This is a genomic window from Sorangiineae bacterium MSr12523, assembly GCA_037157775.1.
In the GTDB taxonomy this organism is placed as follows: Bacteria; Myxococcota_A; Polyangia; order Polyangiales; family Polyangiaceae; genus Pendulispora; species Pendulispora brunnea.
This window is the reverse complement of sequence record CP089982.1, coordinates 4,574,929-4,599,680: the sequence shown is the minus strand read 5'-3', so window position 1 is coordinate 4,599,680 and position 24,752 is coordinate 4,574,929. Positions and strand designations below refer to the sequence as shown.

At 66.3% G+C, this 24,752-nt stretch carries 24 protein-coding genes; 12 read left to right on the top strand and 12 right to left on the bottom strand.

Annotated features, from left to right (window positions below; genetic code table 11):
- Positions 1–146: 146 nt before the first annotated feature.
- Positions 147–1,451: an ATP-binding protein gene (locus tag LZC95_18155; GenBank protein WXA98741.1), complete on the top strand. Its 1,305-nt coding sequence runs from the start codon at positions 147–149 to the stop codon at positions 1,449–1,451.
- Positions 1,448–2,110, top strand: coding sequence for a response regulator (locus LZC95_18150; protein ID WXA98740.1), 663 nt, complete (start codon positions 1,448–1,450; stop codon positions 2,108–2,110). The genes LZC95_18155 and LZC95_18150 overlap by 4 nt, the downstream gene beginning before the upstream one ends.
- Before the next feature lie 124 nt (positions 2,111–2,234).
- Here LZC95_18150 and LZC95_18145 read toward each other — a convergent pair whose 3' ends face one another.
- Positions 2,235–3,725: a hypothetical protein gene (locus tag LZC95_18145; protein ID WXA98739.1), complete on the bottom strand. Its 1,491-nt coding sequence runs from the start codon at positions 3,723–3,725 to the stop codon at positions 2,235–2,237.
- 48 nt (positions 3,726–3,773) lie between these two features.
- Positions 3,774–3,959, bottom strand: coding sequence for a hypothetical protein (locus LZC95_18140; protein WXA98738.1), 186 nt, complete (start codon positions 3,957–3,959; stop codon positions 3,774–3,776).
- Here LZC95_18140 and LZC95_18135 point away from each other — a divergent pair.
- From LZC95_18135 to LZC95_18125, 3 genes are all read left to right on the top strand, one after another.
- Positions 3,958–5,790: a L,D-transpeptidase gene (locus LZC95_18135; GenBank protein ID WXA98737.1), complete on the top strand. Its 1,833-nt coding sequence runs from the start codon at positions 3,958–3,960 to the stop codon at positions 5,788–5,790. The two genes, LZC95_18140 and LZC95_18135, sit on opposite strands and share 2 nt — an antisense overlap.
- 178 nt (positions 5,791–5,968) lie before the next feature.
- Positions 5,969–6,988 (top strand): tetratricopeptide repeat protein, encoded by a 1,020-nt coding sequence (locus tag LZC95_18130; GenBank protein ID WXA98736.1) that lies wholly within the window; start codon positions 5,969–5,971, stop codon positions 6,986–6,988.
- 10 nt (positions 6,989–6,998) lie between these two features.
- On the top strand, positions 6,999–7,871 hold the full coding sequence (locus tag LZC95_18125; GenBank protein ID WXA98735.1) for a formylglycine-generating enzyme family protein: 873 nt from the start codon (positions 6,999–7,001) through the stop codon (positions 7,869–7,871).
- Positions 7,872–7,889: 18 nt separating this feature from the next.
- Here LZC95_18125 and LZC95_18120 read toward each other — a convergent pair whose 3' ends face one another.
- The 4 genes from LZC95_18120 to LZC95_18105 form a co-directional block, all read right to left on the bottom strand.
- Positions 7,890–9,203 (bottom strand): hypothetical protein, encoded by a 1,314-nt coding sequence (locus tag LZC95_18120; GenBank protein ID WXA98734.1) that lies wholly within the window; start codon positions 9,201–9,203, stop codon positions 7,890–7,892.
- Positions 9,204–9,319: 116 nt separating this feature from the next.
- The gene (locus LZC95_18115; GenBank protein ID WXA98733.1) at positions 9,320–9,904 is read right to left on the bottom strand and encodes an ArsR family transcriptional regulator; all 585 of its coding nucleotides are present in this window, start codon (positions 9,902–9,904) and stop codon (positions 9,320–9,322) included.
- A 14-nt stretch (positions 9,905–9,918) separates the two neighbouring features.
- Entirely contained in the window at positions 9,919–10,962 is a 1,044-nt protein-coding gene (locus LZC95_18110; protein ID WXA98732.1) for a polyprenyl synthetase family protein, read from the bottom strand.
- 50 nt (positions 10,963–11,012) lie between these two features.
- Entirely contained in the window at positions 11,013–11,456 is a 444-nt protein-coding gene (locus tag LZC95_18105) for an SDR family NAD(P)-dependent oxidoreductase (protein ID WXA98731.1), read from the bottom strand.
- 51 nt (positions 11,457–11,507) lie between these two features.
- Here LZC95_18105 and LZC95_18100 point away from each other — a divergent pair, with 51 nt between their 5' ends.
- From LZC95_18100 to LZC95_18090, 3 genes are all read left to right on the top strand, one after another.
- Positions 11,508–12,008: a hypothetical protein gene (locus LZC95_18100; GenBank protein ID WXA98730.1), complete on the top strand. Its 501-nt coding sequence runs from the start codon at positions 11,508–11,510 to the stop codon at positions 12,006–12,008.
- A 28-nt stretch (positions 12,009–12,036) separates the two neighbouring features.
- Positions 12,037–13,896 (top strand): DEAD/DEAH box helicase, encoded by a 1,860-nt coding sequence (locus LZC95_18095; protein WXA98729.1) that lies wholly within the window; start codon positions 12,037–12,039, stop codon positions 13,894–13,896.
- A 123-nt stretch (positions 13,897–14,019) separates the two neighbouring features.
- Positions 14,020–15,558: a hypothetical protein gene (locus LZC95_18090; protein WXA98728.1), complete on the top strand. Its 1,539-nt coding sequence runs from the start codon at positions 14,020–14,022 to the stop codon at positions 15,556–15,558.
- On the opposite strand, the gene LZC95_18085 is transcribed toward LZC95_18090, so the two are convergent.
- From LZC95_18085 to LZC95_18075, 3 genes are all read right to left on the bottom strand, one after another.
- On the bottom strand, positions 15,555–16,133 hold the full coding sequence (locus LZC95_18085; protein ID WXA98727.1) for a Uma2 family endonuclease: 579 nt from the start codon (positions 16,131–16,133) through the stop codon (positions 15,555–15,557). The two genes, LZC95_18090 and LZC95_18085, sit on opposite strands and share 4 nt — an antisense overlap.
- A 67-nt stretch (positions 16,134–16,200) precedes the next feature.
- Complete coding sequence (locus LZC95_18080; GenBank protein ID WXA98726.1) at positions 16,201–17,598, bottom strand: flavohemoglobin expression-modulating QEGLA motif protein; 1,398 nt, start codon at positions 17,596–17,598, stop codon at positions 16,201–16,203.
- Positions 17,573–18,544, bottom strand: coding sequence for an AAA family ATPase (locus LZC95_18075; protein ID WXA98725.1), 972 nt, complete (start codon positions 18,542–18,544; stop codon positions 17,573–17,575). The genes LZC95_18080 and LZC95_18075 overlap by 26 nt, the downstream gene beginning before the upstream one ends.
- A gap of 196 nt (positions 18,545–18,740) precedes the next feature.
- Here LZC95_18075 and LZC95_18070 point away from each other — a divergent pair, with 196 nt between their 5' ends.
- Together LZC95_18070 and LZC95_18065 are read left to right on the top strand one after the other, a co-directional pair.
- A complete protein-coding gene (locus LZC95_18070) occupies positions 18,741–19,028 on the top strand; it encodes a hypothetical protein (GenBank protein ID WXA98724.1) in 288 nt (95 codons plus the stop codon).
- The gene (locus LZC95_18065; GenBank protein WXB00350.1) at positions 19,028–20,020 is read left to right on the top strand and encodes a flippase-like domain-containing protein; all 993 of its coding nucleotides are present in this window, start codon (positions 19,028–19,030) and stop codon (positions 20,018–20,020) included. The genes LZC95_18070 and LZC95_18065 overlap by 1 nt, the downstream gene beginning before the upstream one ends.
- Here the strand turns inward: LZC95_18065 and LZC95_18060 are convergent.
- Positions 20,017–20,973 (bottom strand): hypothetical protein, encoded by a 957-nt coding sequence (locus tag LZC95_18060; protein ID WXA98723.1) that lies wholly within the window; start codon positions 20,971–20,973, stop codon positions 20,017–20,019. The two genes, LZC95_18065 and LZC95_18060, sit on opposite strands and share 4 nt — an antisense overlap.
- An 89-nt stretch (positions 20,974–21,062) precedes the next feature.
- Between LZC95_18060 and LZC95_18055 the strand changes: the two genes are divergently transcribed.
- Positions 21,063–21,449 carry a YciI family protein gene (locus tag LZC95_18055; GenBank protein ID WXA98722.1) on the top strand — a complete coding sequence of 129 codons (387 nt, stop codon included), beginning with the start codon at positions 21,063–21,065 and terminating at the stop codon, positions 21,447–21,449.
- A 15-nt stretch (positions 21,450–21,464) separates the two neighbouring features.
- On the opposite strand, the gene LZC95_18050 is transcribed toward LZC95_18055, so the two are convergent.
- A complete protein-coding gene (locus LZC95_18050) occupies positions 21,465–22,385 on the bottom strand; it encodes an RluA family pseudouridine synthase (GenBank protein WXA98721.1) in 921 nt (306 codons plus the stop codon).
- Between the two features lie 47 nt (positions 22,386–22,432).
- Positions 22,433–22,696, bottom strand: a complete 264-nt coding sequence (locus LZC95_18045) for a hypothetical protein (protein ID WXA98720.1) — start codon at positions 22,694–22,696, stop codon at positions 22,433–22,435.
- 86 nt (positions 22,697–22,782) lie between these two features.
- Between LZC95_18045 and LZC95_18040 the strand changes: the two genes are divergently transcribed.
- Complete coding sequence (locus tag LZC95_18040) at positions 22,783–24,654, top strand: fatty acyl-AMP ligase (GenBank protein WXA98719.1); 1,872 nt, start codon at positions 22,783–22,785, stop codon at positions 24,652–24,654.
- The last annotated feature ends 98 nt before the right edge of the window (positions 24,655–24,752 follow it).

Sequence of the window (24,752 nt, the reverse complement as noted above, 5' to 3'; positions counted from 1 at the left end):
CGCCGTTTCCGTACTGTTGCGCGTCTTCCCACGTGTAACCGGCATCGCGTGCCGCGCGAACCCTTGTCGAGATTGCTCGCGTATTGGCCGTTGTTCGTGTTTTGCGCGTTTTGCTCGCGCGGGGCGCGAGGGGTACATTCGAGGCCATGCGAGCAATGGTGCCGGCGCGCATGCCCTTCACCCGGCAGATGTTGCTGCTTCAGATCGGGCTCGTGACCTTGGTGGTGGCGGTGGGCTTCGTGCTGACGGCGTGGATCCTCAGCGACAGCTTGATCGAGCAGTACCAGCGGCGCGCCCTGGCGGTCGCGGAAAGTGTGTCGACCGACACGGTGGTCGGCGATGCCGTGGCGAACGCCGATCCCGAGCATATCGTGCAGGCCCGCGCGGAGGCCGTTCGCATCGCCACGGGCGCCGCCTTCGTCGTCGTCACGGATCGCGAGGGCATTCGCTACGCGCACCCCACGCCGGAAAAACTCGGGCAGCGCGTCAGCACCGACCACACCGAGGTGGTCGGCGGCAAGAAGGTGATCAACCTGCAACACGGCACCTTGGGCTTGTCGGCCCGCGGCAAGGTGCCGCTGTTCGACCACACGGGCGCGATCGTGGGGGAGGTCAGCGTCGGATTCAACGCCGACGGCATCTACGACCGACTCTGGTCGCTGCTGCTCGTGGCCGCACCGTTGGCCGTCGCGGCCCTTTTGCTCGGCGTCGCGGGATCGGCGCTGCTGGCGCGGCTGCTGAAGCAGCGCACCTTCGGCCTGGAGCCCCACGAGCTCGCGGAGCTCGTGCAACAGCGCGAGGCGCTGCGCGAGCTGGACTCGATCCACCGCCTCGAGGGCGCGCTGCGCGCGCAGCGGCACGAGTTTGCCAATCGGCTGCATGCGCTCTCGGGCCTGTTGCAGATGCAGCACCACCAAGAGGCCATGGAGTACGTGCAGGCGCTGTCGGGCACGCCCATGTTGAAGCCGGGCACGTTGACCATTCCGGACGAGGCGCTGCGCGATCCCTGCCTGCATGCGTTTCTCTCGGCGAAGACTCTGGCGGCGCAGGAAAAGGGTGTCTCGCTGGAGGTCGCGGAGACGACATGGATCACGACCAAGGTGATCGCGCCGGTGGCGGTCACCACGGTGGTGGGCAACCTCGTCGACAATGCGCTGGAGGCGGCCAAACTCGGGAGCCGGCGACCCGCCCGTGTGGAGATCGATCTCCTCGCCGACGGCACGACGTTGCACGTCTCGGTGATCGACAGCGGCGACGGCGTGCCCGATGGCTTGCGCGAGTCCATCTTTCTCGAGGGCGTCTCCACGCGCGAGGGCGATGGCCGGGGACTGGGGCTCGCACTGACGCGGCAAGCGGCGCGCAGTCTTGGCGGCGACGTGCGGCTGACCGATCCCGGCGGCGGCGAGCATGGCGCGGTGTTCGTGGCGCGCCTGCCCGAGGTGCTCGCATGATCCGCGTGCTGGTCGTGGAGGACGACTTCCGCGTCGCCCAGGTGAACGCGGCCTTCGCCGAGCGCGTGCCGGGGTTCAACGTCGTGGGAACGGCCCGCAGCGCAGCGGAGGCGCGGCAGCTGGCCCGTGAGCTTTCGCCCGATCTGGTGCTGCTCGATTCGTATTTGCCCGATGGTTCCGGCATCGCGCTTTTGCGCGAGCTCGAGGCGGACGCGATCCTTCTCACGGCCGCGTCGGACGCCGAATCGGTGCGCGCCGCCTTTGCCGCGGGCGCGTTGAACTACGTCATCAAGCCGTTCACGGCGGAGCAGCTGCACGAACGACTCACGGCGTACGCGCAGTACCGGGCGCATTTGGCCGTGCCGACGAAAACGCTGTCGCAGGAGGACATCGACCGCGCCTTCCGCCTGCTGCACGAGGGCGATCGCCCGCCCGCCGCCAAAGGCCAATCCCCCGTCACCGCGAAGCTCGTGGGCGATGCACTCCGCGCCGCCGACGGCCCGCGCTCCGCGGCCGAACTGGCAACGGATCTCGGCATCGCCCGCGCGACGGTGCAACGCTACCTCGCCGCCCTGGCCCAAGAAGGCACCGTGCGCATGACCCTCCGCTACGGCGCCACGGGCCGCCCCGAGCACCAATACGAATGGGACCGGCGCTAAATCTGGAAGAAGAAAACCGCCAAGGCGCCAAGACCGCCAGCAATAAACAAAAATCAGGGTTTACTGCTGGTTCCCTAGCGATCCTGGCGATTCTCTTTTGGCGCACTGGCGGTTTCTTCTTCTCTTAGTGCTTGCTCTGGCTGCGCGGAGGTGACGTCGGCGGCGGGCGCGCAGGGTCCGATGGCAACGTCACGCCGAGCTGGCCGGCGATCAGGCCGAGCAGCGCATCGAGCTGCTCCCGCGTGACGGGGCCGTGGAGGCGCACCATCGAACCCTGGTCGATGATGTCGACGGTGCCGAGCAGGTTCTGCGTGATGAGGCGCACGGCAATCGAGTTCTGCGCGCGCACCACTTTCCGCAAAGCCTCGGCGGCGGCGGCGGCGGAAGCCGGATCGGGCGTGTCCCCTTCCCCGTACACCTCGGCGCCGCCGTCGGCGCGGGGCACGACCCAGAGACGCATCTCCGAGATGGACTGCGGAATGAACGGCATCGGCCGATGCGGCGTCTGCAAGGTCAGACGCATCGCTTCGCCCGGGCGGGCGTGCGTGGCGACCTTCGCCTTCACCAGCGTCTTCGCCGCCGTGTTCGCGTAGTCCGGCGGCACCACCGCGAGAACGCGCGACTGCGGGCGCAAAAACACGCGCTGCGCGCGATCGGCATGGCCCAGCGCCGCCTTCACGCCCGGCACGCCCGCATCGTACACACCGCCGCTCGCGTACTTCTTCGACACGGTGTCGATGGCCTTGTCGACGAGTTTGTCGCTCGCCGAATAGTGCACCAGGATGACGTCCCTCTCGGTGCGCAAGAGCGATGGCCCCGTGATGTAGACCCAATCCGTGTCGCGCACCGGATCCACCTGCGTGCCCGACATGAAATCGTCCCACTGTGGAATGGCCGACAAGAGCGGCCCCATTTGCACGCCCACGGGGTTCTTGCGGATCTCTTCCATGTTCACGAAGAGCCGCACCAACGGCGGCCCCGCCTGCACATCGCTCGCAGCCGCGACCAGCGCCGACGGATCGCGCGACTTGTTCTCCCCGCCCGCATCCCCGCGATCGGCCACCGCGGCATCGGTGAGCGCGCCCGCATCGGCCATGGCCACGGCGCCGCCGTCGTCTTTTCCTCCGTCGTCAGCTTCCGCATCGTGACCGGCGTCGTCCGCCGCATCGGCGCCCGCGTCGGCAGCATCCGCCCCTGCGTCCTTCGTTCCGGCGTCCTCCTTACTGCTGGCCGATGTTGGCTTGGCCGCGACACCACCGCCAGGGGTCTCCTCGGGTGGCGGTGGCGGCTCGGGCGCCGGAGGCTCGGGCGGCTGATCCTCGATCAGGTCGACGGGAATGGAGAGCTCGCCTTCGGTATCCACGAAATCGAGCTTTTGCTCCGGCAACAGCGACCATGGTCCCAAGGCGTAGTGCAGCGCAATCGACGCGACGAACGTCACCGCGAAGGCATTGCGAACACCGCGCGGGTTCCAAAATTTCTCCGGCCCTGTCCGCTTTTTCGAATGCCGGTGAGGGTGCCGGCGCATCGTAGCGTGCGGTGCGGTGGGTGCGCCATCCGCCGCGCCCGCCACGATGGACCGCTCCGCCTGCGGGGAACGCGTCTCCTCACCCACGCCTATTTCCTCTTTTTCCCACAGGGCTTTCGCCAGGACTCGCTTTTTTCACGAGTTGCACGCGGCATAGTTCTTGTTCGTCGTTAACCTGAGGCCGAACATCGGGCTGATGGGTCGCCTTGCAAGCAGCAGCCCAAGCCCAAGAAGTGGATCGACAGCACCAAGCAGCGGTACTAGAGGCAGCAGCGCCGTAGCCTCTGCAACACCCCAGCATTTTTCCTCGCGTTCGTTCATGCATTTTTCTCGCCGAATCCTATCGAGAGCCGCCGTTCTGACCGTCTCTGCGGTCAGCGCAGCCATCGCATCGGGCGCCGTCTCTGCAGTTTCTCTGGGGGGATGCAGCCAAGACTCGTCTCCCGCACCGAACCAGCCCGATGCGGGCGCGGCACCTTCGCCTGCGCCGGTCGCGAGCAACGCGCCGAGCGGGCAAGACGCTTCGCAGCCTACGACGAAAGAGGTCGCCGATGCGGCCTGGGATGGCCCGCTGATTGGTGCGCTGTTCATGCAGACGCCCATCATGAGCGACATGGAATGGCCCATCCCGGAGGGTTCGCGCATCAAGGATCCGGCTCGGGAGAAGGTGGTTCGCATCGGGTACCTGCGGAAGGGTTCCAAAGTACCGGTCATTCCCGAGGCGCACCGGAAATCGAACTGCACCGACGGCTGGTACGAGCTCGTTCAAGGCGGGTTCGTCTGCGGACGGTACGCCACGTTGGAGCTGAATCATCCGACGATCAAGCTGGCTCCGCATATGCCGTACATGAATGCGCCACTGCCCTACGACTACGGCTACAACCTGACGCACGGGATGCCGCTCTACCGCAACATCCCGTCGCGCGAAGAGCGGCTCGAATACGAGCCTTGGCTCTCTGGAAAAAAGGTCGCACCGCGCCCGCTCCAAGAGACGGCTACGGTGGACCTCGATGCAGGGGTCGCACGAAGCATCTTTGCGACTGCGGCGCCGCCAGGGGTCAACCCCAACGACCCGCTCGGCGTCGGCACCGGGGTCTCGACCAGCTCGACCAGCTCCACCAGCGAGGTGGACGCGTCCACGCCGTGGTACATGCAAAGTTTCGACGGTGGGAAACCGCAGATCACCCTTGATGAGCTTCGGGGCGAAGAAGGCGGGCCGGTGGTGCGGCGCATGGTGCGCGGCTTCTTCCTGGCGCTCGACAAGCAGGAAGAGCACCCCGAGAACCACTCGAAGTGGTGGAAGACCACCGGCGGCAATGTCGTGCCGTTCGAGCGCGTGGTCGTGCAGCGCCTGCTCACGGATTTTCACGGTGTGTGGCTGCAAGACATGCCGCCCGGCATCCCAACGATCTCGGGCAACCCGCCCAACGGCGACGCCGGTGCCGGCGAGGCGGGTGCGCCGCAGGTGGTGCCACTTCCCACGAAGCTTCCCGTCGGATTCATCCTGTGGCGTGGCCACAAATGGACGTTGCCCGAGGGAAACAAGCGCGCCGTCCGCGGCGAGGCCCTCCCCCGCTTCACCGCCGTGGGGCTGACCGGCAAGAGCGTCAGCATCGGTGGTTTCGGCTACTGGGAGACCGAGGAGGGCTGGTGGATGCGCAACGCCGACGGCCAAGTTGCCAAGGCCACCACGCCGCCGAAGGACCTGGGCCCGAACGAAAAATGGATCGACGTCAACCTGAAGACGCAGACCGTGGTCCTCTATCAGGGCGCCCAGCCGGTTTATGTCACGGTCGCTTCCACGGGGAAGAAAGATCCCATCAAGGAAAAGAACCACGAGACCAAGCCGGGCTCGTTCCGCATCCGTGAAAAGCACATTGCGGCGACCATGGATGGCGATGTCGCGAGCGATGGGCCCTACTCGATCGAGGACGTGCCCTGGATCATGTACTTCAACGGCAGCATCGCCCTCCACGGAGCCTTCTGGCACTCGAACTTCGGCCGGGAGCGCAGCCATGGCTGCGTGAACCTTTCTCCCTTGGATGCGCGCGCCATTTTCCAGTGGACGGATCCCCCCCTCCCGGAAGGGTGGCACGGGGTCATGAGCACGCAGGAACGGCCTGGAACGCGGGTGGTGGTCCGCGAGGAGTAAGCCCGAGAAGCGGGACCTTTCGGGCCGGCGATGGCGAAAGTCGGTCGCCGTCCCGCGCCGGAGGAGGCCCGACGGGGCTCCGCCGAGGGCGACCGGACGCGTCGCGATGTGCCGGCCCGAGCGGGTTCGCGCATCAGTCGACTTGACGGCCCTTCGCGAGTGAGAAAAGTTGCGTGTTGTGAATCAACTCTCGGCCCACCTCGATCGCGGATGGGATTTGGCTCAAAAGGGGGATGCTACCGGCGCCATCGCGTGCGCGCGTCGCGCCTTGGAGCTCGACCCGCAGTCACCTGAAGTCCACAACCTTTTGGGCTTTAGCGCGGCGTTGGCAGGTGACTGCGACGACGCGCTCGACCACTACAAGCAAGCCATTGCTCTGGACGAAACGTACCTGGAGGCGATGCTCAACGCTGCAGAGATTCTCACCTATCCCATGGGCGAGTGGGACGAGGCGATCGCCATGTGCGAAGACGCGCTCGAATACGCAGAAACGCCCGAGGAGATTGCCGACTGCGTGCTCCTGAAGGTGGACGCACTCATGGGCAAAGGAAAGACCGAGGAGGCAGCCAAAGCCATGGCGATCATTCCCGAAGGACCGTTCGAACACCCCAGCTACGTTTTCCTCATCGGGCGGGCGTATTACGAGATTGGCCAGATCGACAAGGCCGCCCCGCTCATCGAGGAAGCCGTCCGCCGGGATCCTTCGTCGCCCGATGCACAGTATTACTTGGGCCTCGTTCGGGACGAGCGGGGCGACCAACGCGGCGCCACCGAGTCGTTTCTTCGCGCGCGCATGCTCGATGCCGTGCGGGCTGCCCCGCCCTGGTCGCCGTCGCCGGAGGCCTTCGGGCGCATGGTGCGGTCGGTCATCGAGAAGCTCGACGCGCTTCTCGGCCGCTACGTCCGCGAGGCGGAGGTGTACGTGGTCGATGTGCCGGGTGCGGAGCTCGTGGTCGACGGCGTCGATCCGCGGGCGATCATGATCCTGGACCGCCTGCCGCCATCGAGCAGCCCAGATGGCGCCAATGGCGTTGACACCGGGCGCTCCGTCCGCATTTTCGTGTACCAGCGCAACGTGGAGCGCGCCGCCGGCTCGCTCGACGCCATCGAGGACGAGCTTTCCCGCGCCCTCGAACGCGAAATCACGTCCGTTTTCCTGGAATCGGACGAGCCCCCGCCCAAGCACCAATTGAACTAGACTGAAGCACGTGGCTCGAGTCACCTGGATGGGCGCCTTCGGTATTTCCGCGGGCGCTCTTCTCATTTTGGCCGCGGCGGCGTGTTCCCTCGCCTTCGACGCCGGAGCTCTCTCGCAAGGAAGCGCGCCGCCGAAGGACGGCGGCCAGGATGGGTCCGGACCGGGCCTCGAAGGAGGTGCGGCGGCGTGTCCCGGAACGCAAGGCCCCCCGTCCGTGCGCGTGGGCAACGGAGCGGGTGTTTCTTTTTGCATCGATGCGACCGAGGTGACGATCGACCAATACCGGCTCTTCGTGCAGGCGAAAAACGGCGACACGAGCGGACAGCCGCCCGAGTGCGCGTTCAATACGAATTACGCGCCGCAGCTCGAAGACGGCAGCCCCGTCCCCGGCGGCGTGGCCGGGGACAGCCCGGTGACCTACGTCGACTGGTGCGACGCCTTCGCCTACTGCGCCTGGGCGAACAAGCGACTCTGCGGGCGCGTGGGCGGCGGCCACGCCCCGGCCGCAACGCCGGGCGATCCGGCGCAGAGCCAGTGGATGTTCGCCTGCTCGCACGGCGGCGCACGCGCCTATGCGTACGGCGCTGCCTTCGACACCTCGGCGTGCAACGACGGTGCAGAGGGCGTGGTCGAAATCGCGCCCGTGAAGTCGTTTCCCGGGTGCGTCGGAGGCTTCGAGGGCATCTTCGACATGAGCGGCAACGCGGGCGAATGGGAGGACGCCTGCAACGCCAGCGGCAACTGCCTTACCCGCGGCGGCTCCTCGTGGGACTTCCGCGAGCCCCAGCGCGACCGCTTCGCGTGCGGCATCCCCTACTCGTCCGCGGGCGATCCGCGCACGAGCCGCTACGCCGACGTCGGCTTCCGCTGCTGCGCGGATTGATCGCGGCGCTCGCCCAGATCAATGCCAGGCGCCGATGCCCACGCCCCAGTTGGCGTAGCGGGGTGCGAGGTCGACGGCGAAACTGATTCGCCACGTCGTCGCGCCAATGAGGCCCCACGCGTCGAATGGAAAGAGCTTGATGTCGGCGCCGCACGTCAGGTGTTGCCGCACGCTCCCGTTGGGGAAGCGTGAAGGCTCGACGTAGCTGCCGATGCGCGCGCGCACGCGGTCGTGGACGGGTTCGGCCTCGATGCCGAAGCGGGGCATCACCGTGACGGTTCGTCCGAAGGGCTCCAGCTTTTGATCGAGGAAGCTTGCGACGTCGATGGTGTTGTCGGACGCCCCAGTGAAAAGAAAACTCGCAACGATGAGGATTTTCTCGCGCGGCCAGTTCGCATAGCGCGCGCGGCGCTGCGCGAGGAGCCTGTCGGACTCGGCCTTGAGGCGCATGTCCTCGATCATGCGGAGCGAGCGTTCCTGCTCGGCGAACGCAATCTCCAAGGTGTTCCGTCGCCCGGGCGGTGCGGCGGCCAATTTGGCCTGGTGCTCGCGATCGCGTTCCGCACGCGCGCGCTCGATGCGGGCGCGCACGGGAGCTTCCTCGATGTGCGGATTGAGCCAGCGCGGATTCAGCGGCCGCGGGCCGGCCTGCAGGGAGACGCCGATTTCGGCCTCCCAAGGTTGTACGATCTTCTCGGGCAGGATGAACTTGCCCGCGCGCTCCACGCCGGTGGACGGGTCGACGGTGGTGGACGACTCTCCCAGCGAACGCGCAATGACCGGCGCCCGCAAGGTGGCCCCGAACCGCCACACGGCGCCGTCCGGCTTGTAGAGCATGCCCGCCTCGGGCGAGGCGCCCACCATGTTGAACAGCGTGCGGCCGGGCACGAACTGCCCCGTTTGCGAGATCTGCAGAGCGACGATGCGCGCTCCCGCCCCGAGCACCAATTGGTTGCCTAGGAAACCGTACGCCGCGAGCGCGTGCCAGCGGCTCGTTTGCAAGGTGAGCCCGGGATCGTCCGCCGTGGCCGGCGTGAGATTGAACTGCTGCAGATCGTCGGTGATGGCGAGGCCGAGTTCGCCGAATTGAAGCTGCAAACCGAGGTTGAGGTAGAGAAAGTCCCCGAAGGTCGACGTGCCCGAGATGTTTCGGCGCCCTCGGTTGTCGAAGTCGGTGCCGGAGAAGGTGCCCGGGAAGGAAAAGCTCGCCGAAAGGTCGTAGTCGAACCACTTGTGGCTGAACGGCTCACGCACCGCGGGCGCGGCGGCATTGGAGGCCGTGCCCTCGACGCCTTCCGCATAACCCGTGTAGGCGCCTGCGAGCCCCGTCACGCGGATGGGCGCGATGAGCGGCCCCTGGTGAAACTCGATGACGTAATCGTTGTTCTGCAGCGGCGGCGCATCGGCCGCGCCCGCCGGCCGTGCGAACAGCAGCCCGCCGACGAGGGCTAAGAACGCGGCTCGTTGCGGGTGCCGAGCAGAAAGCGCACGAGCGGCTCGGCATCGATCTTCGCCGTCGAGAGAAAGACGTCGAGCAGTCGCTGCCCGAGGCGCGCCAGCTCGAGGAGTTGGCCGATGCGCGTGCGTTGCAGCTCCACCCGGGCCCGTGTCTTCGCGTCCGCGTCGCGCCCCAGTTGAATCGTGTCCAGCATGGCGAGCGCCTCCTCGAAGGCGTCGATGGCCATCGTGATCTCCCCCTTTTCGCGTTCGTTGAACACGCGGGAGATCATCCGCCAAAGCTGCACCTCCGCCGCATAGAAGTCTCTTCGCTCACCCTGCACCCAGACCTTGCGGACGACACCCCATCGCGAGAGCTCACTCAGGGTCATGCTGACCGCCCCGCTCGAGAGCTTGAGGAGTTGTCGCAGGTCCTCGGCGCTGAGCGGGTCAGGCGATAGATACAACACTGCCCAGACGCGGCCCATGTTCCGTTTGAAGCCCCAGAACTCGATGAGGCGCCCCACCACGTTGCTGACGGCGATTTCATTCGCCCACAACGCGCGCGTCTCTTTGCTCAGCCCCCGTGTTTCCATCTTGATTCCCGGCGTCACTTGGTGCGGCCCGTCAGCTCCCGTGCGACGGCCGCCAGAAGCTCACGCGAGGTGCCCTCGGGCGAGGCACCGTGCAGGGCGGCAAGGGCGCGGTTCGTATGATCCCGCGCAATTTCTCGGACGGCCTCGCATGCCCCGCTGCTGCGCACGGCCTGAGCGAGGCGAAGGCACGCGGCATCGTCGCCGGTCTTCGCGCGTTCGACGTCTTCCGCGCGGCCGAAGCCGGCCGACACGGCGCGGATGAGCGGCAGGGTGACCTTTCCCTCGTGCAAGTCGATGAGCAGCGTCTTGCCCGTGAGCTCGGGATCGCCCGCATAGTCGAGGCAGTCGTCGACCAATTGAAACGCAATCCCAACGTGTTCGCCAAAAACGCCGAACGACTGCGCCGCCGCCTCGGATGCACCGCCCGAGCGGGCGCCGACCCGCGCTGCCCATGCAAAGAGGGACGCCGTCTTGTCGCGCACCACCCGGAAGTACGTAGCCTCCTCCAGATCGAGGCGCGAGCGCGAGCGGAGCTGCACCACCTCCCCATCGACCAGCCGGCGGAGCGTGGTGATCAAATCGATGAGGGCCGATGCGTCGCCGCCATGCCGAACGGCTGCGCTGGTGCGCTCGAGCGCATGCGTGAGCAACAGGTCGCCGGCAAGCACACTGACGGCGTTGCCCCAAACCCGGCGGGCGGTCGAGTGCCCTCGCCGCTCCATGCCGTCGTCGATGACGTCGTCGTGGAGCAAGGTGGCCAGGTGCACCAGCTCGGCCACCACCGCCAGCTCGCGAACGGCCTGCGTCGGGGCCGCCCCGAAGCACGAGGCGGCGAGAAGAACGGTGAGCGGCCGCACCCTCTTACCGCCCGCCTCCAAAAGGTGTGCGGCGGAATCCGTGGCCGGGGTGAGGCCGGTACGGACGGCGCGCGACAGCTCCTCGTCGACGAACGTCATGTCCTCGGCGAAAAGTGACGCGACATCGGCAATCCGCTGGGCCGCGCGGGTGCCCACACGCTCGGGGATCGCCGTCTCCTGCAACAGCGTGACGGAGTTCATGGGGTCTCTCTAAAGTTTCAAAACATTTTGAAAGTAGTGGTAGCCGAACCTTAGGTCAAGCCATCGGCGAGCTTCTTCGCCCTCGCTTCGACATCCACCTCGTCCGTACCGCCTCGGAGGAAGACGGCCTCGCAGGCGATGGACCGGGATGCCAGGGCAGGTCCCAGGGCGCCCATCACCTCGGCGTTGGCCTCCCCGGCGACCGCCACCACCAGGTCGAGACGACCAAACGCGCTTCGAGCCTTCTCGATCGCCGCCTCGAGGTCCTCGCGTGCGCGGGGATCGCCCACGAAGTGCCGGCCGCGGCCTCCACTGTAGACGACTTCACCGACGGCCTCGCCGAGGGGGCGCTCCTCCTTGCCCACGACGACGACGGCGACGCCATGCGCCGACAGCGTGAGGGCCATCGTGCGGGAAAAGCCGCCGCTTGCCCAAGTGCCCTCTTCGATACCCAAGACCAATGCGACGGGTGCAACTGCCGTGATCGATGACACGAGGTTCGCTTTACAACAGGCGCGCGAGGGAAGACTGGTAAAGTGCCGCGCGTGAGCGACGAACCGAGCGAAAGGCCCCAGCGAACGCCGCGACAGAAGCTCGCCTCGCGGCTTGTCTACGGCAGCTTTCTCGGGCTTGCGACGGCCTTCATCCTCTCGAGCACCTACCAGCTCATGATCGGCGTCTTCGGCATGGGGATCGAGCCACTGCCCAGCAGCGGGCGCCCCGAAGCCGCGGTGGAGGGGCAGGCCTGCGCGGATGGAATCGCGCAGCTTTCGGCGGCCCTGGAGCGAGGCTTCGCACACTCGGTCGGGCCCGACGGTGCGTCAGCCCGCACCGAAGAGGCCGTGGTGGCCGGCTTTCGGAAAAATCTGGAGCCTGAGTGGACGGGCGAGGCGGCCATCGAGCGCACGTGCGCGAGCCACCCGCACGGCCAAGAGGCTTTCGCAGCGCTCCTGCGCCTCAAATTGGCCCAGGAAGGGTTCGTGCGCCGGCAAATGGTCGAGATCGACCCTTTGAGGCGCAGCGTCAACGCCTATTTACCGCACTGACCGCTGGAAAAAGCGATACAAGGTCCCCGTGTCCGAAGAAGCTCAAACGCCTCCCCCTCCCACGTTCGACGTCCTGCCCCTGAGCGCCGACGTGCGGCGTGCGGTCGATGCCCTGGGTTACGTGCATCCCACGCCGGTGCAGCGCGCCGTGTTCGAGCCGGCCTCGCGCGGGCGCAGTCTGGTGGTGCAGGCCCGCACCGGCACCGGCAAAACGGCGGCCTTCGGCCTGCCCATCGTCGACCAACTGGTGCGACGCGGTCATCCCCACGTGCAGGCGCTCATTCTCACGCCCACGCGCGAGTTGGCCCTGCAGGTCGCCCGCGAGATCACGCACCTCGGCCAATTCCGCGGCACGAAGGTCACCGCCATCTACGGCGGCGCCCCGATGGGCAAACAGATCGACGAGCTCGCCGCCGGCGCACAAGTCGTGGCCGGCACGCCCGGGCGCGTGCTGGATCACCTGCGCAGGGGCACGCTCGACCCGAACCATATCCGCATCTTCGTGCTCGACGAGGCCGACGAGATGCTCTCCATGGGCTTCGCCAAGGAGCTGCACGCCATCGTCGAGCTCCTGCCGCGTGAACGGCAGGGCCTGTTCTTCAGCGCCACCATCCCGCCGGACATCGAGCGCCTCGCGGTCAACCAACTGCGCGATCCCGAGTTCGTCACGCTCTCGAGCGACCAGGTGGGCGCCCTCGAGATCCACCACTTCGTGTACTTGGTCGGGCAGAACGACAAGCGCAAAGAGCTCGTGCGCATTCTCGAGGTGGAAAACCCCGAGAGCGCGATCATCTTCTGCAACACGCGCGACGAGACGGAGCGCGTGGCCGAGACGCTGAAGAACCAGGGCTACGACGCCGAGTGGCTCAATGGAGACCTCGAGCAGCGCGAGCGCGAGCGCATCATGCAGAATACACGCGAGGGGAAGCTGCGCTTCCTCGTCGCGACGGACGTGGCTGCGCGGGGCATCGACATTTCGCACCTCACGCACGTCATCAATGCCGACTTTCCCGAGAGCGCGGAGCAGTACGTGCACCGCACCGGCCGCACGGGCCGCGCGGGAAGAACGGGCACGGCCATCTCGTTGGTGGGGCCGAAGAATATCGGTGCACTGTACATCCTTCGGCTGACGTACAAGATTCGCCCCATCGAGAAGCAGCTGCCCTCGGCGGCGGAGCTCAAGACGCGCTCCGAGCACGATCTCATCACGATGTTCGCCGAGGCTTTCGGCAAGGCCCAGGCGCACCCGGACGATCTCGCGCTCGCGCGAAGGCTTCTCACGCATGTCGACGTCGAGCCCATCGTCGCGGGCCTGCTCCGTGCGCATCTCGGCGCGCGCGAAGAGGCCGGTGAGAATCCGCGGCAGGATGCGGCCGAGGCACGCCGCGCGAAAAATCCTACGAAGGTCGAACCCGCGGCACCGCCTGCGGCATCGCTGGCATCGCGTCGGGCGGGCGGCGGCGGTCGCGCCGGTCGATCCGAATTTCGGCGACACGGCACATCTTCGCCCGTGCGAGACGACGTCGAGGTTGCGCGCTACACCGTGACCGATCCGCGTGTGGAACCGGCTACGCAGACGGTCTCGGAGCATCCGCCTCCTCCCACGCCTTTGCCGGAGCCTAGCGAAAATGGGACCAGCGAGGAGTTCGCGCGCATCTTCGTGAACGTGGGCCGGCGCGATGGTGTGGGGCCGCTCGACTTTCACCGCATGCTCTTCGAGGGCGCGGGGCTATCTCAGAAAGACGTCGGGCCCATCCATGTGCGCGATCGCATTAGTTTCGTGAGCGTACGGCGCGAGTGGCTCGACAAATCGGTCGCGGCGCTCGCCGGTCAGGTCGTCGGCGGTCGCAGCATCGTGGCAGAGCCTGCGCGCGAACGCGGCGCCTGACTTCTCTTCATTGCAGCACATGCAACAACGACGTAAGCGCGGGCGTTACGCGGACGTGGTTCGCTACGAAATAAGCCGGCTCCCGTTGAGCGATCACCTCACATTGCCGTAATCTTTATGACTATGTCTGCCTCGCCCGCGTCGTTTCCTCAGGGCGCGTACCCATCTCCATCTGCACTACGACCCGGACAGTCGCTCCGAGGTCTTCTCGAGTCGCGCCGCTCTCAAGGGCAGGCTCTCTCGCTCGAGGAGGCAATCGCCATCGCGGTTCCCCTCGCCCTCGATTTGAAACAACGCCACGAGCGCGGGGAGCGATGGTTCGTCCATCCCTCGTGCATCGTCGCCGGACACGATGGCCTTGCGCGCCTCGAGCCGCAGCTCGCCGGGGTCCCGGCCGATCCGCGCGATCGCGCATGCCTGGCGCCCGAGCAGCAACACAGCCTGCAACCGGGCGATGCGCGCGCGAGCGTCTTTTCGATCGGCGCCATTCTGTACGAGTCGGTGGTGGGCCACTCCGTAGGCCCGGCCATGCGGCGGCCTGCCTCGGTCATTGCCAACATCCCCGACGCGTTCGAAATTTTGCTCGCAAAAGCGCTGGTCGGCGATCCGTCGCATCGCCCGGCCGATCTGGGCGCGCTCGCAAGCGCGATGCACCATCTGGCACCGATGCGCTGCATGCATCCGCCGGACGCCGACGAATCGCGCCTCGATCACACGGAGGGCTTCGACGTCGACATCCGCCTTTCGATGCTGCCTCCGTCGGAGATTTCCCCCATGCCGCCGCCGGCCGCCGCCGCGCCGCCACCGGCGTACGCCACCGGCGACGATCCGACGATGCGCTTGGCCATGCTCAAGCAGCAGCTCGAATCCGATCCGCGTCCGCGCTACGTGGTGAGCAAGGACCGCATGGACCACGGTCCGTTCTCGGCTGTGGAGTTGCTGCAGCAGATTGCCAGCAACACGTTCATCCACTCGCACATTTTGCGTGATGAAATCAGTGGGCAAGAACACGCCATCGGCGAATGGCCCGAGTTCGCGCCCTTCGCCGAGCAAGCGGGATTGAAGCGCGAAATCGTGGCGGAGAAGCGCGCCGTTGCGCAGGTCGAGCTCAAAGAGAAGAACGCCGGCGCGGCGAAGATCGTCATCAGCGTCAGCGCGGTGTTGGCCGTGGCCATCGTCGCGGGCATCTTTCTTTATCAAAAGGTGGGCTCGCGAAAAGACGACGTGGTGCTCAGCGATGATCCCAATGCCATCGATTACAATCTGCAAGGTGGCGTGAAGGGGGAAAAGCGCCCGCAGGCTCCGGGCACGGGCGGCGGTGGCGGCGGCGGGGGTGGCCACTCGGGCGGCGGTATGAGCTACGAGGCCGCGCTCGCGAGCAACGTGCAAGAAGTGGCCATTGGCGCGGCCAAGACCGAGCCTGATTTGACCGACGCGCAACTCACCGGCCCCTTGAAGAACGCCAAATTCGTCAGCGGGTGCGGCGCCCCATCGGACATGACGGTCACCGTCAAAGTGGCCATCAAGAATGGCCGCGCCGTCGGCGTCAGCGTCTACCCCAACCCGCCCAACTCCGGCGTCGCCTCGTGCATCGACTCGGCCATCCGCCGCCTCTCGTGGCCGTCCAACTCGAAGATGGATAGCCTGACGACGACGTACTAACGACCTAGGATCGCGTCGACGGAAATGCGAACGTCGGGGAATTGCTCGATATCGAGTGATTCCCCGGCTCGGACGATGGTGATGCTCTCGTATCGCCCAGACGCGGGTTTTCGATGCACCTCGACAACCTGATCGACCAGGTTGACGATCCAGTACTCGGGTACTCCTGCCTCGGCGTAGAGACGTGCTTTGACCGCACGATCGTCCTTCAGGGAACTTTGAGCCACTTCGATCACGAGGTAGGCCTGCGCTGGATGGGCCGTGCGGTAGTCGCCACGCGGCACGAGGGTGAAGTCAGGTTCAGGTTCCGAGTCATCGCTGGCAGCGAACGAACTCTGAGGCCGCAGCTCAACCCCCCGCCCTACCAGGGCGAGAACAAGCAGCTCGTTGAGTCGAGCCACCGCATTGTTGTGAGGCGGGCCAATCGGACTCATCTTGACGACGACACCGTAGAGCAATTCAACACGCTCATCCTTGAAAACGCCAAGTTCGACGAGTTGCTCGTACTCAACACGACGCAGTCGCCGCTGACGCTCCAGCGGAATTTCACGAAGATCGAGCGCAGCACTGCTCATGACCCTTCAACTATAGCTACATTGCGTTTGGTGGAACGCAACATTGCGGTTCGCTGAACGCAAAAGCTCAACCGGTGCGGGCGAAGAGGCGGGCGTAGTGGTCGGCGATGGATTCGCCGCCCAGTTGGCTGAAGAACGTCGAGTAGGCCATCCAGATGGCGAGGCCGTTCAAGTCGCGGAACATCGACGGTAGATAACGCGGAGGCTTGATGACGCCATCGGCCACGCGGCGGGCGAGAACCGGGACATCTTCGTGGGCGACTTTGCCGACGAAGAGGAACGGAATCAAATCCGCGCGATTGTGCTGAATCGCGCTGCGGATGAAGGCGTAGTTCAGAACGATGCCCTTGCAGTAGCAAGCATCCTTGGTGAACGGAGCGCCGCCCTCCATCACGCCGCCGCGGAAGATGCGCCGCGTGTTGTTGAAGCATTCTTCTTCTTCGTAGCCCTCGGTGCGAAACCACTCGAAGACCTCGATGAAGTTGGCGCCGTCCTCCGCCTTGTCCACGGCGAGCACCCGGTCATTCAGCCGGCGCGCCCGCCGCGGGTACGCGCGGAAGGTGAAAATCTCGAGGATGGCCGCCAGCCCCTCCTGCACCGAGGTGGTCCGCGGCGGACCTTTGGAAAGCCAACGCGCCACCGGCTGCTGCTGGCCATTCAACGAAGTTGCAACATGCACCCATCCCTCGTGCACCTCGAGGATGTCGATGTCGCGGGGCGAAAACAGCGCGCCCGTGCGGACCTTCACGTAATCGTTGCCCGCGGCCGCATCCGCCAAAATGGTGTCGTCCGCCTGCACCCGCACTTCCGTGTCGGCGAAGTAGCGCGCGAAGCGCTCGTTCAACTCCGCCGCGCACTCCGCCGACGTGAGCGTGCGCTCCGCCGTCGCGCCGAGGAACGTCTCGTCCGACTTGGTGAGGATCCCGTAGAGCACGTGCCCGAGATCGCGCACCGTCGACTTGCCGTCGGGGAATCGGTCCTTGGGCGAGCCGTAAAGCTTCCGCGAGTACGCGTAGAAGTGCGGCGTCCCGCGCGCGGCGAGCATGCGCACGACATCGCGGTACTCGAGGGCGGTGGCGGACATGATCTGACCGATGGCGTCGGACTCCCCGAGCTCCCCGTCGATGTCGCGCGCAATCGCCTCGAACTCCTCGGACTTCTGCCGCGGGTCGAACCCGAGCTCCACGCTCGCGTAATACGCCGCATCGACCTTGGGCAGCTCCCTGCCCCGGTTCTTGAGGAACTGCTCCTCGATGGCGTTGTCCCAACGCACCGCTTGCAGCACGCGGATGGGCTTTTGCGCCTCCACGATGCGCCCCGCGAGCTGCGCCACGATCTCCTTGTAGCTCCGCCACGGCCCCGAGGGGGGCGGCGGCGGAATCGAAGGATACTGCGGCTCGACCTGCGGCGGCGGCTCGCTGGGCTCCTCATCGACCGCTTTACCGCGGCGCGACTTCGGTTCCATGCCTCCTCGCTACGTGCGCCGCCACGCGCTCCAACACATCGACGTCGCGGATGCCGTCCGCCTCGGCGCGGTAGCTCAGAACCAGCCGATGGCGCAGCACCGGCACGATGAGCGCCCGCACGTCCTCCACGTCGGCCGCAGCCTCGCCACGCAGCGCCGCGCGTGCCTTGGCCGCGAGCACCAGCGCCTGCGAGCCGCGCGGCCCGGCGCCGAAGCGCACGAACTCGGCCACCTCGGGTACTCCCGCCGCGCCTTTGAGCTTGCTCCCGTCCGACTTCACCGGACGCGTCGCCCGGCCCAGCGCCACGGCCAACTCCACCGCCTCGTCGGTCACGGGAATCCGCGGCACCAGCGACTGCAGCGCACGCACGTCGTCGGCGAGCAGCACGCGCGGCACCGAGCCGATTTCGGCGCTGGTCGTCTTGCGCGCGATCTCGCGCTCCTCGCCCTCGGACGGGTAGTCGATGTGAATCTCGAGCAGGAACCGATCGAGCTGCGCCTCGGGCAACGGATACGTGCCCTCCTGCTCGATGGGGTTGCGCGTCGCGAACACCTGAAACGGATCCGGCAGCACGTGCGTCTTCGTACCGACGGTCACCCGGCGCTCCTGCATCGCCTGAAGAAGCGCCGCCTGTGTCTTCGGTGGGGTGCGGTTGATCTCATCGGCCAGCACCAAGTGGCAAAAGATGGGCCCCGGAAGAAAGCGCACCCGCCTTCGAAGCTGCCCCGTGCCGTCTTCCTCCTCCTGCAGCACGTCGGTGCCGGTGATGTCGGCGGGAAGCAAATCGGGTGTAAACTGCACGCGTCCGAAGCTCAGATCGAGCGCCTCGGCCAGCGACGCCACCAAAAGGGTCTTCGCCAAGCCGGGCACACCGACCAGCAGCGCGTGACCGCGAGCCAGGAGCGCCACGAGCATCAGGTCGATGACGTCCTCCTGGCCAACCACGCGTTCGCCAACGGCTCGCTTCAGGTGCGCGCTCGCTTGAGCCGCTTTTTCCAGCAGCGCAACGTCGTCTAAAGCATGGGAGGGCGAAGGCAAACTGCCCGATGTCCTCGCCCCATTTTGGCCATTTCCGGACCCAACCGAACCGGAAGAGCTCGCTCTGTCCGTCGATTCTTCGTCAACCTCTCTCACGATTGACATGACGCTACCATTTGCTCGTCCCCTCGGGGACGTGTACATCGGCCCCGTGGTCGCGCTTTCCACGTTTTTCCAATCCCCCTCGGCAGAGGCCGGCGCTGGCCACGCTCCCGAGACCCCCACGGCGATCGTCCGCAGGCCCGAGCCCGGGCTGGCGCGCGGCGTTTGGGAGGCCTCCCCTTCTTTCTTTTATGCCGTCGGGGGAGTCATCGTGGTGGTCGCCGTCGTCTACGCGCTCTGGCGCAGGGGCATCGTGCGCTTCCGCCGCACTCGGAGCACATCGACGTGATGCCTTTGGATTCCGCCGGCCCGATCGAATCGCGGCCAGGTGTACCGGTTCGCCGCATTCTCTTGGTCGTTCTGCTCGGCGTGGCCGCCTACGGCGCCTTCGCCGTCTACACGGGCATCGGCAAGATCGCAGGCTCGCTTCAGACTTACGCTTATTCGACCTTTTTCGCAGCGTGCCTGTTCGCCTTTGCGAACTACGTCACGCGCTTTCTCAAGTGGGAATTCTACCTCGCGCGCCTCGACATCCGCGGGGTCGCCAAGCTGGATAGCTTCCTCACGTTTCTCTCCGGGTTCATTCTGACCATCTCGCCCGGCAAGGTGGGCGAGGTGTTCAAGTCGCTCGTGCTCCATGAGACGCACGGCGTGCCCGTTGCACGAACGGCGCCCATCGTCATCGCCGAACGCGTGACGGATCTCATCGGCATCATCGTGCTCATCACCTTGGGCTCCATCGGATTTTCCGGCGGGATGCTCTGGGCGAGCATCGGCGCCGTGCTCGTGCTCGCGCTGCTCATCGTGGTCGGCTCGCGGCGCACGTCGCTGGGCATCATCGGCGTGGTCGAGCGCATGCCCGGCAAAGTCGGCAAAATGGGCCCCAAGCTGCGCGACGCGTACGAAAGCCTGGCCACGTTGGTGGCCGCGCGAAACCTGGTGATCCCGACCTTGCTGTCCATCGTCGCGTGGTCCTTCGAGTGCCTCTCACTCTGGGTCGTGCTGCAGGGCTTCGGCCAGTCGACCAGCGTGCTGCTCTGCACCTTCTTCTATGCGACCAGCACGCTCGCCGGCGCCATCATCCCCGTCCCGGGCGGCCTTGGCGTGACCGAGGGCGCACTGCAGCGGCAGATGATGGAGCTCGGCAACGTCAGCGAGGGCACCAGCACCGCCGCGATGCTCCTGGTGCGGTTTGCCACGCTTTGGTTTGCGGTGCTCGTGGGCTTCGTCGCCCTGAGCGCGCTCAAGCGACGCCACCCGGGCCTTTTCGCCAAGGGTTAGTCGCAGGGCTGGTTGTTCACCGGGCCGAGGGCGGCGTAGGCCATCCAGCCCGTGCGCCTCTCGCCCGCCGACGTGAGAACGTACCCATAGACGAAGGGCAAGGCCTGCCGATCGTGCAAGGTCCGGTAACGCCCTTCGGCATCCTTGATCCAGAGCGGTGCATCGACGTGCTGGCCGCCGAAGGTGCTCGCGATGTTGAGCCGCTGAAAGCGTGTGCCCGACGGAAAATGGTCGATGATCGTGCCGCGCATCATCGAGCCGGGCACGTTGAATGCGAGGCTCGCGGAGCGCTTGCCGTTGGCGCGCACCGCCGGAAGGTAGTCGGCGCCCGACGGATCTTTGTCGGCGGCGTCGTAGACGAACTTCGCGCCCTCGAGATCGGGCTCGGTGCGGTCGAGGATCCGGTAACACGCCATCCGAGCGAGCCCCTCGCTCTGCGCGATCACGATGGGCCCCATGCGATCCTTGAAGCTGTTGAGCCCGAGGATATCGCTCAGCGCAATCCAACCGGGGCTGTCGTTGGAGGTCTTCGCGGCCAAGGCATGCATCCCCGCATCGGGAAGCTCGCGCCGCTGTCCATATTGGAAGGGCACGCGCGGAACGCCGCCTGCATCGGGCACGGCGACCAACGCGAGGACGTCGCCGTTGCCATCGCGGATCACGGCGCCCGAATCGATGCCCCAATCGTCGTCACGCCCCGCCGTGCGAACGATGTCCTCGCCGGCATCCGCGCGCAGCTGGCAGTTGTACGCGCTGTAGATGCAGGTCGAACCGTTCTTGCCGGCGAAGATGCCCGAGTCGCTCCCTCCGGCTGCATCCTCGAAGGTAGCCACGTCGAGCGCAGCATCGGCGCCGACGTAGGTGGCCTCACCGTTGTCGAGCAAGGCGTTGCAAGCCGCGCCCGCAAAGGCAGCCGAAGCGCAAAAGGCGACCAGGCAACCCCGGGAAAGCAAGGCTGTACGATACCTCCCCTTTTTTTCGAACCCAAGCTGTCGATCCGGGCCCTCCCCGTTCGACGCCCGAGAAGAAGGAGATTTTCCCCATGCGATTCATGGCGATGGTCAAAGGCTGCGAGACGAACCGAATGCCCCCGCCCGAGCTGATCGCAGCGATCGACCGGCTCACCGAAGAGGGCGCAAAGGCTGGCTTCGTGATGATCGAATCGGGTGGCCTTGCCCCCACCGCCAAGGGCGGCGTGCGCGTGCGGCTCGACAAAGGCCAGGTCGAGGTCATCGACGGCCCCTTCAGCGAAGCCAAAGAGGTGGTGGGCGGCTACGCGATTTACGAGGTGCCCACGCTCGAGGAAGCCGTCATGTGGACGCGGCGCTTCATGGATCTGCACCGGCAATACTGGCCCGGATGGAACGGCGAAACCGAGCTCCGGCAGATCTTCGGCCCGGAGGACTTCGCGCAAATGATGGCGCCGTAGCTGGCACGAGCCGAGCTAGCGAAGCGACTGCAGCGCGGTGAGAAAGTCGGGCGGCGGCGGCGACTCGAAGCGCATCGAGTCGCCCGTCGTAGGGTGCACGAAGCCCAGAATGCGCGCGTGCAGCGCCTGATGCCCGAGGCGCGCCGATGCATCGCGCAAGTCGGGATCGCGCGGGGTGCGGCCGTAGACCGGATCGCCCACGATGGGGTGCCCCGATTCGGAAAGGTGCACGCGGATCTGATGCGTGCGCCCCGTCTCGAGCGAACACACCACGTGCGTCGCGAGCCCGTTGCGCAGGCGCTCCAGCGCGCGCACATGGGTCACGGCGTGCTTTCCTGTTTGGACCTTGCTCGTGTAGCGCATGCGATCCGTCGGATGCCGGCCGTGCAAGGTCGCAAAGGTCTGCGAGCGCACGTCGCCCACCGCGATGGCCTCGTACTCGCGCAAAATGCTGTGCGCCTGAAACTGCAGCTTGAGCGCCTCACGCGCCCGTGGGTGGCGCGCCACCACGAGGATGCCGCTCGTGCCCTTGTCGATGCGGTGCACGATGCCCGGGCGCGCATAGCGCGGATCGTCGTCGTGCTCGTCGCCGATGCGCTCCACCAGCCCGCGCGCGAGCAGGCCGTTCACCAGCGTGCCCGTCTCATGCCCCCGTGCCGGATGCACCACCAGGCCCGCGGGCTTGTCGATCACCACCAGGTCATCGTCCTGGTAGAGCACGTCGAACACGACGCCGGCATCGGGCGTTGCGGTGCTCGTTTCCGGTGGCGCAGGGCGCACCTGCACCGCCTGCCCCGGACGCAGCTTCGCCGCAGCGCGCGCCGGGGCACCGTCCACCGTGACGTGGCCCGCCTCGATCCAGCGCTGCAGCTCCGCGCGGGAAGGCGCCGCCGGATGCGACGCCAGCGCGCCTGCGAGAAACCGGTCGAGCCGCACACCGGACGCCTCGCGTGGCGCGACGAGCGTGATCGTTTGGGTAGCCTCTACCAAACCTTGGATTTGATGTGCCCCTTGGCCTTCACCAAAATGTCAACGAGCGCGCGATCGTAGAAATTGCGCGGGTAAAGCTCGGGCGAAACGCGGCGCTTGAAGAGCGCACGCCCCTCTTCGATCTCCTCCGAAAGAGCATCGAACAGGTTGTCGTTGGTGATGCCGTTGACGATCTTGTCTTCGTTGTAGAGCGATAAATCGCTGGCAATGGCGCGCGCCAGGCGTCGGGCGGCTTCCTCGGTCTCGATGAGCGGCATGGGGCAAATTATCGCGGGACCCGTCGGTCTTTGTCAAAGCCTGGCGAGTCCTCTGGCATCTTTTCGTGGTAAGCACCGAGGAAGATATGGCAAACGCTCGCACGATCGCCCAAGCCATCGAAGATGCCGCGAAAACCGCCCCCACGCGCGGGTTTCGCTTCGTCCCCGAGAGCGGCGTCCCCGGCACACGGGGCGTCACCGAGACGAGTGAGGCGTCCTTCTCCTTCACCGCCATCGAGCGCGCCTCCGCCCGTTACGGCGGGGCCCTGCAGGCCCTCGGCCTGCGCAAAGGGGACCGCGTTGCCCTGATTTTGCCGGCGAACGAAGACTTCGTCCTCTGTTTCTTCGGGGCCATCGTGGCCGGCATCATCCCCGTCCCCATCTACCCGCCGCTCGGCCCGGGGCAGCTGCAGACCTACCTCGACAACACGCGCCACATCGTGGAAAAAAGCGGTGCGCGTGCGCTCATCACGCCGGCGAAGATCAAGCGGTTGCTCGGCACGGTGCAGTCGGCCTGCCCTGCCCTCGAGCAGGTGGTGGCCGTGGAGGCCATCCGTGAGTCCATGGAGGCGCTGCGTCCCGAGAAAATTACGCTGGACGACATTGCCTTTCTTCAGTTCACCAGCGGCTCCACCTCCCGCCCCAAGGGCGTCAGCCTCACCCACGCCAATCTGGCCGCAAACCTCGCCTGCATCATGGACGACGGCCTTGCCGCGCGCGAAGGTGACGTCGGCGTGTCGTGGCTGCCGCTCTACCATGACATGGGCCTCATCGGCTTCGTCATCGCGCCGCTCTACTACCGCGTACCGACGGTGTACCTGTCGCCCCTGCTCTTTTTGAAGCGGCCCATCACGTGGTTCCAGACCATCACGCGGCACAAGGGCACCATCGCCTACGCGCCCAACTTCGCGTACGCGCTGTGTCTCAAACGCATCCGCGAGAAGGACCTCGAGGGCATCGACCTTTCGAGCTGGCGCGTGGCGGGTTGCGGCGCCGAGCCGATCCGGCCGGAGACGTTGGAGACCTTCGCCTCGACCTACGCCGGCGTGGGCTTCAAGAAGAGCGCCTTCGTGCCTTCCTACGGCATGGCCGAATCGTCGCTGGCCATCGCCTTCAGCAACCTCGATCAGGGGCCCAAGGTCCTGGCGCTCGATGGGCCCACGCTCTGGTCCGAGGGCGTGGTCAAGCTGGCGGACGACATCCCGCCGCGCTCCGGATTGGACAACCCCGACACTGTGGTCCGCCTCGTCTCGTGCGGACGCGCCTTCCCCGAGCACCAGATCCGCATCTTCGATCCGGACGACGTGACGAGCGAACATCCGCTCGAGGAACGCAAGGTGGGAGAGATCCGCATCTCGGGCCCCAGTGTGATGCACGGCTACTGGGAGGACGTGGAGCGCACCCGCGAAGCCTTCGCCGGGCCATTCTTGCGCACGGGCGATCTCGGCTTCTTGCACGACAACGAGCTTTATATCTGCGGGCGCATCAAGGAGGTCGTCATCGTCAACGGCCGCAATTACTACCCACAGGACATGGAGTGGGAAGCGAGCCAGGTGCCCGGCGTGCGCAAGGGCAGTGTCATCGCATTCGGCTCGCGGCATCCGAGCGGCATCGAGGCCGATCGCGAGCGCGTGGTCATCGCCTTCGAGACGCAGGACGCACATGACATGGCCCAGACGCAACGCATCTCCAAAGAGATCCGCAAGTCCGTGCAGGACGGGCTGGGCCTGACCATCGACGACGTGGTCGCCCTACCGGCGGGCACCTTGCCCAAGACGTCGAGCGGAAAATTGCAACGCGCCAAGACGCGCACGCTGTACGAAGCGGGCGAGCTCACCGACCAAGCCCCGACGAAGCGCGAAGGCAGCCGCCTCGAGCTGGCGAAGCACGCCGCGCGGAGTCAACTGAGCTACTTCAAGCTGGCCGTGCTGGGCGGCCGCCGCAAGCGCGAAGAATAGAGGCAACTTTTCTATCGTCGGCACGCACTGAAGGACCGCGACGACTCTGCATGGATGGGAGCGCAAGGGGTTGGCACCATCGGCGGGCATTTGACGCG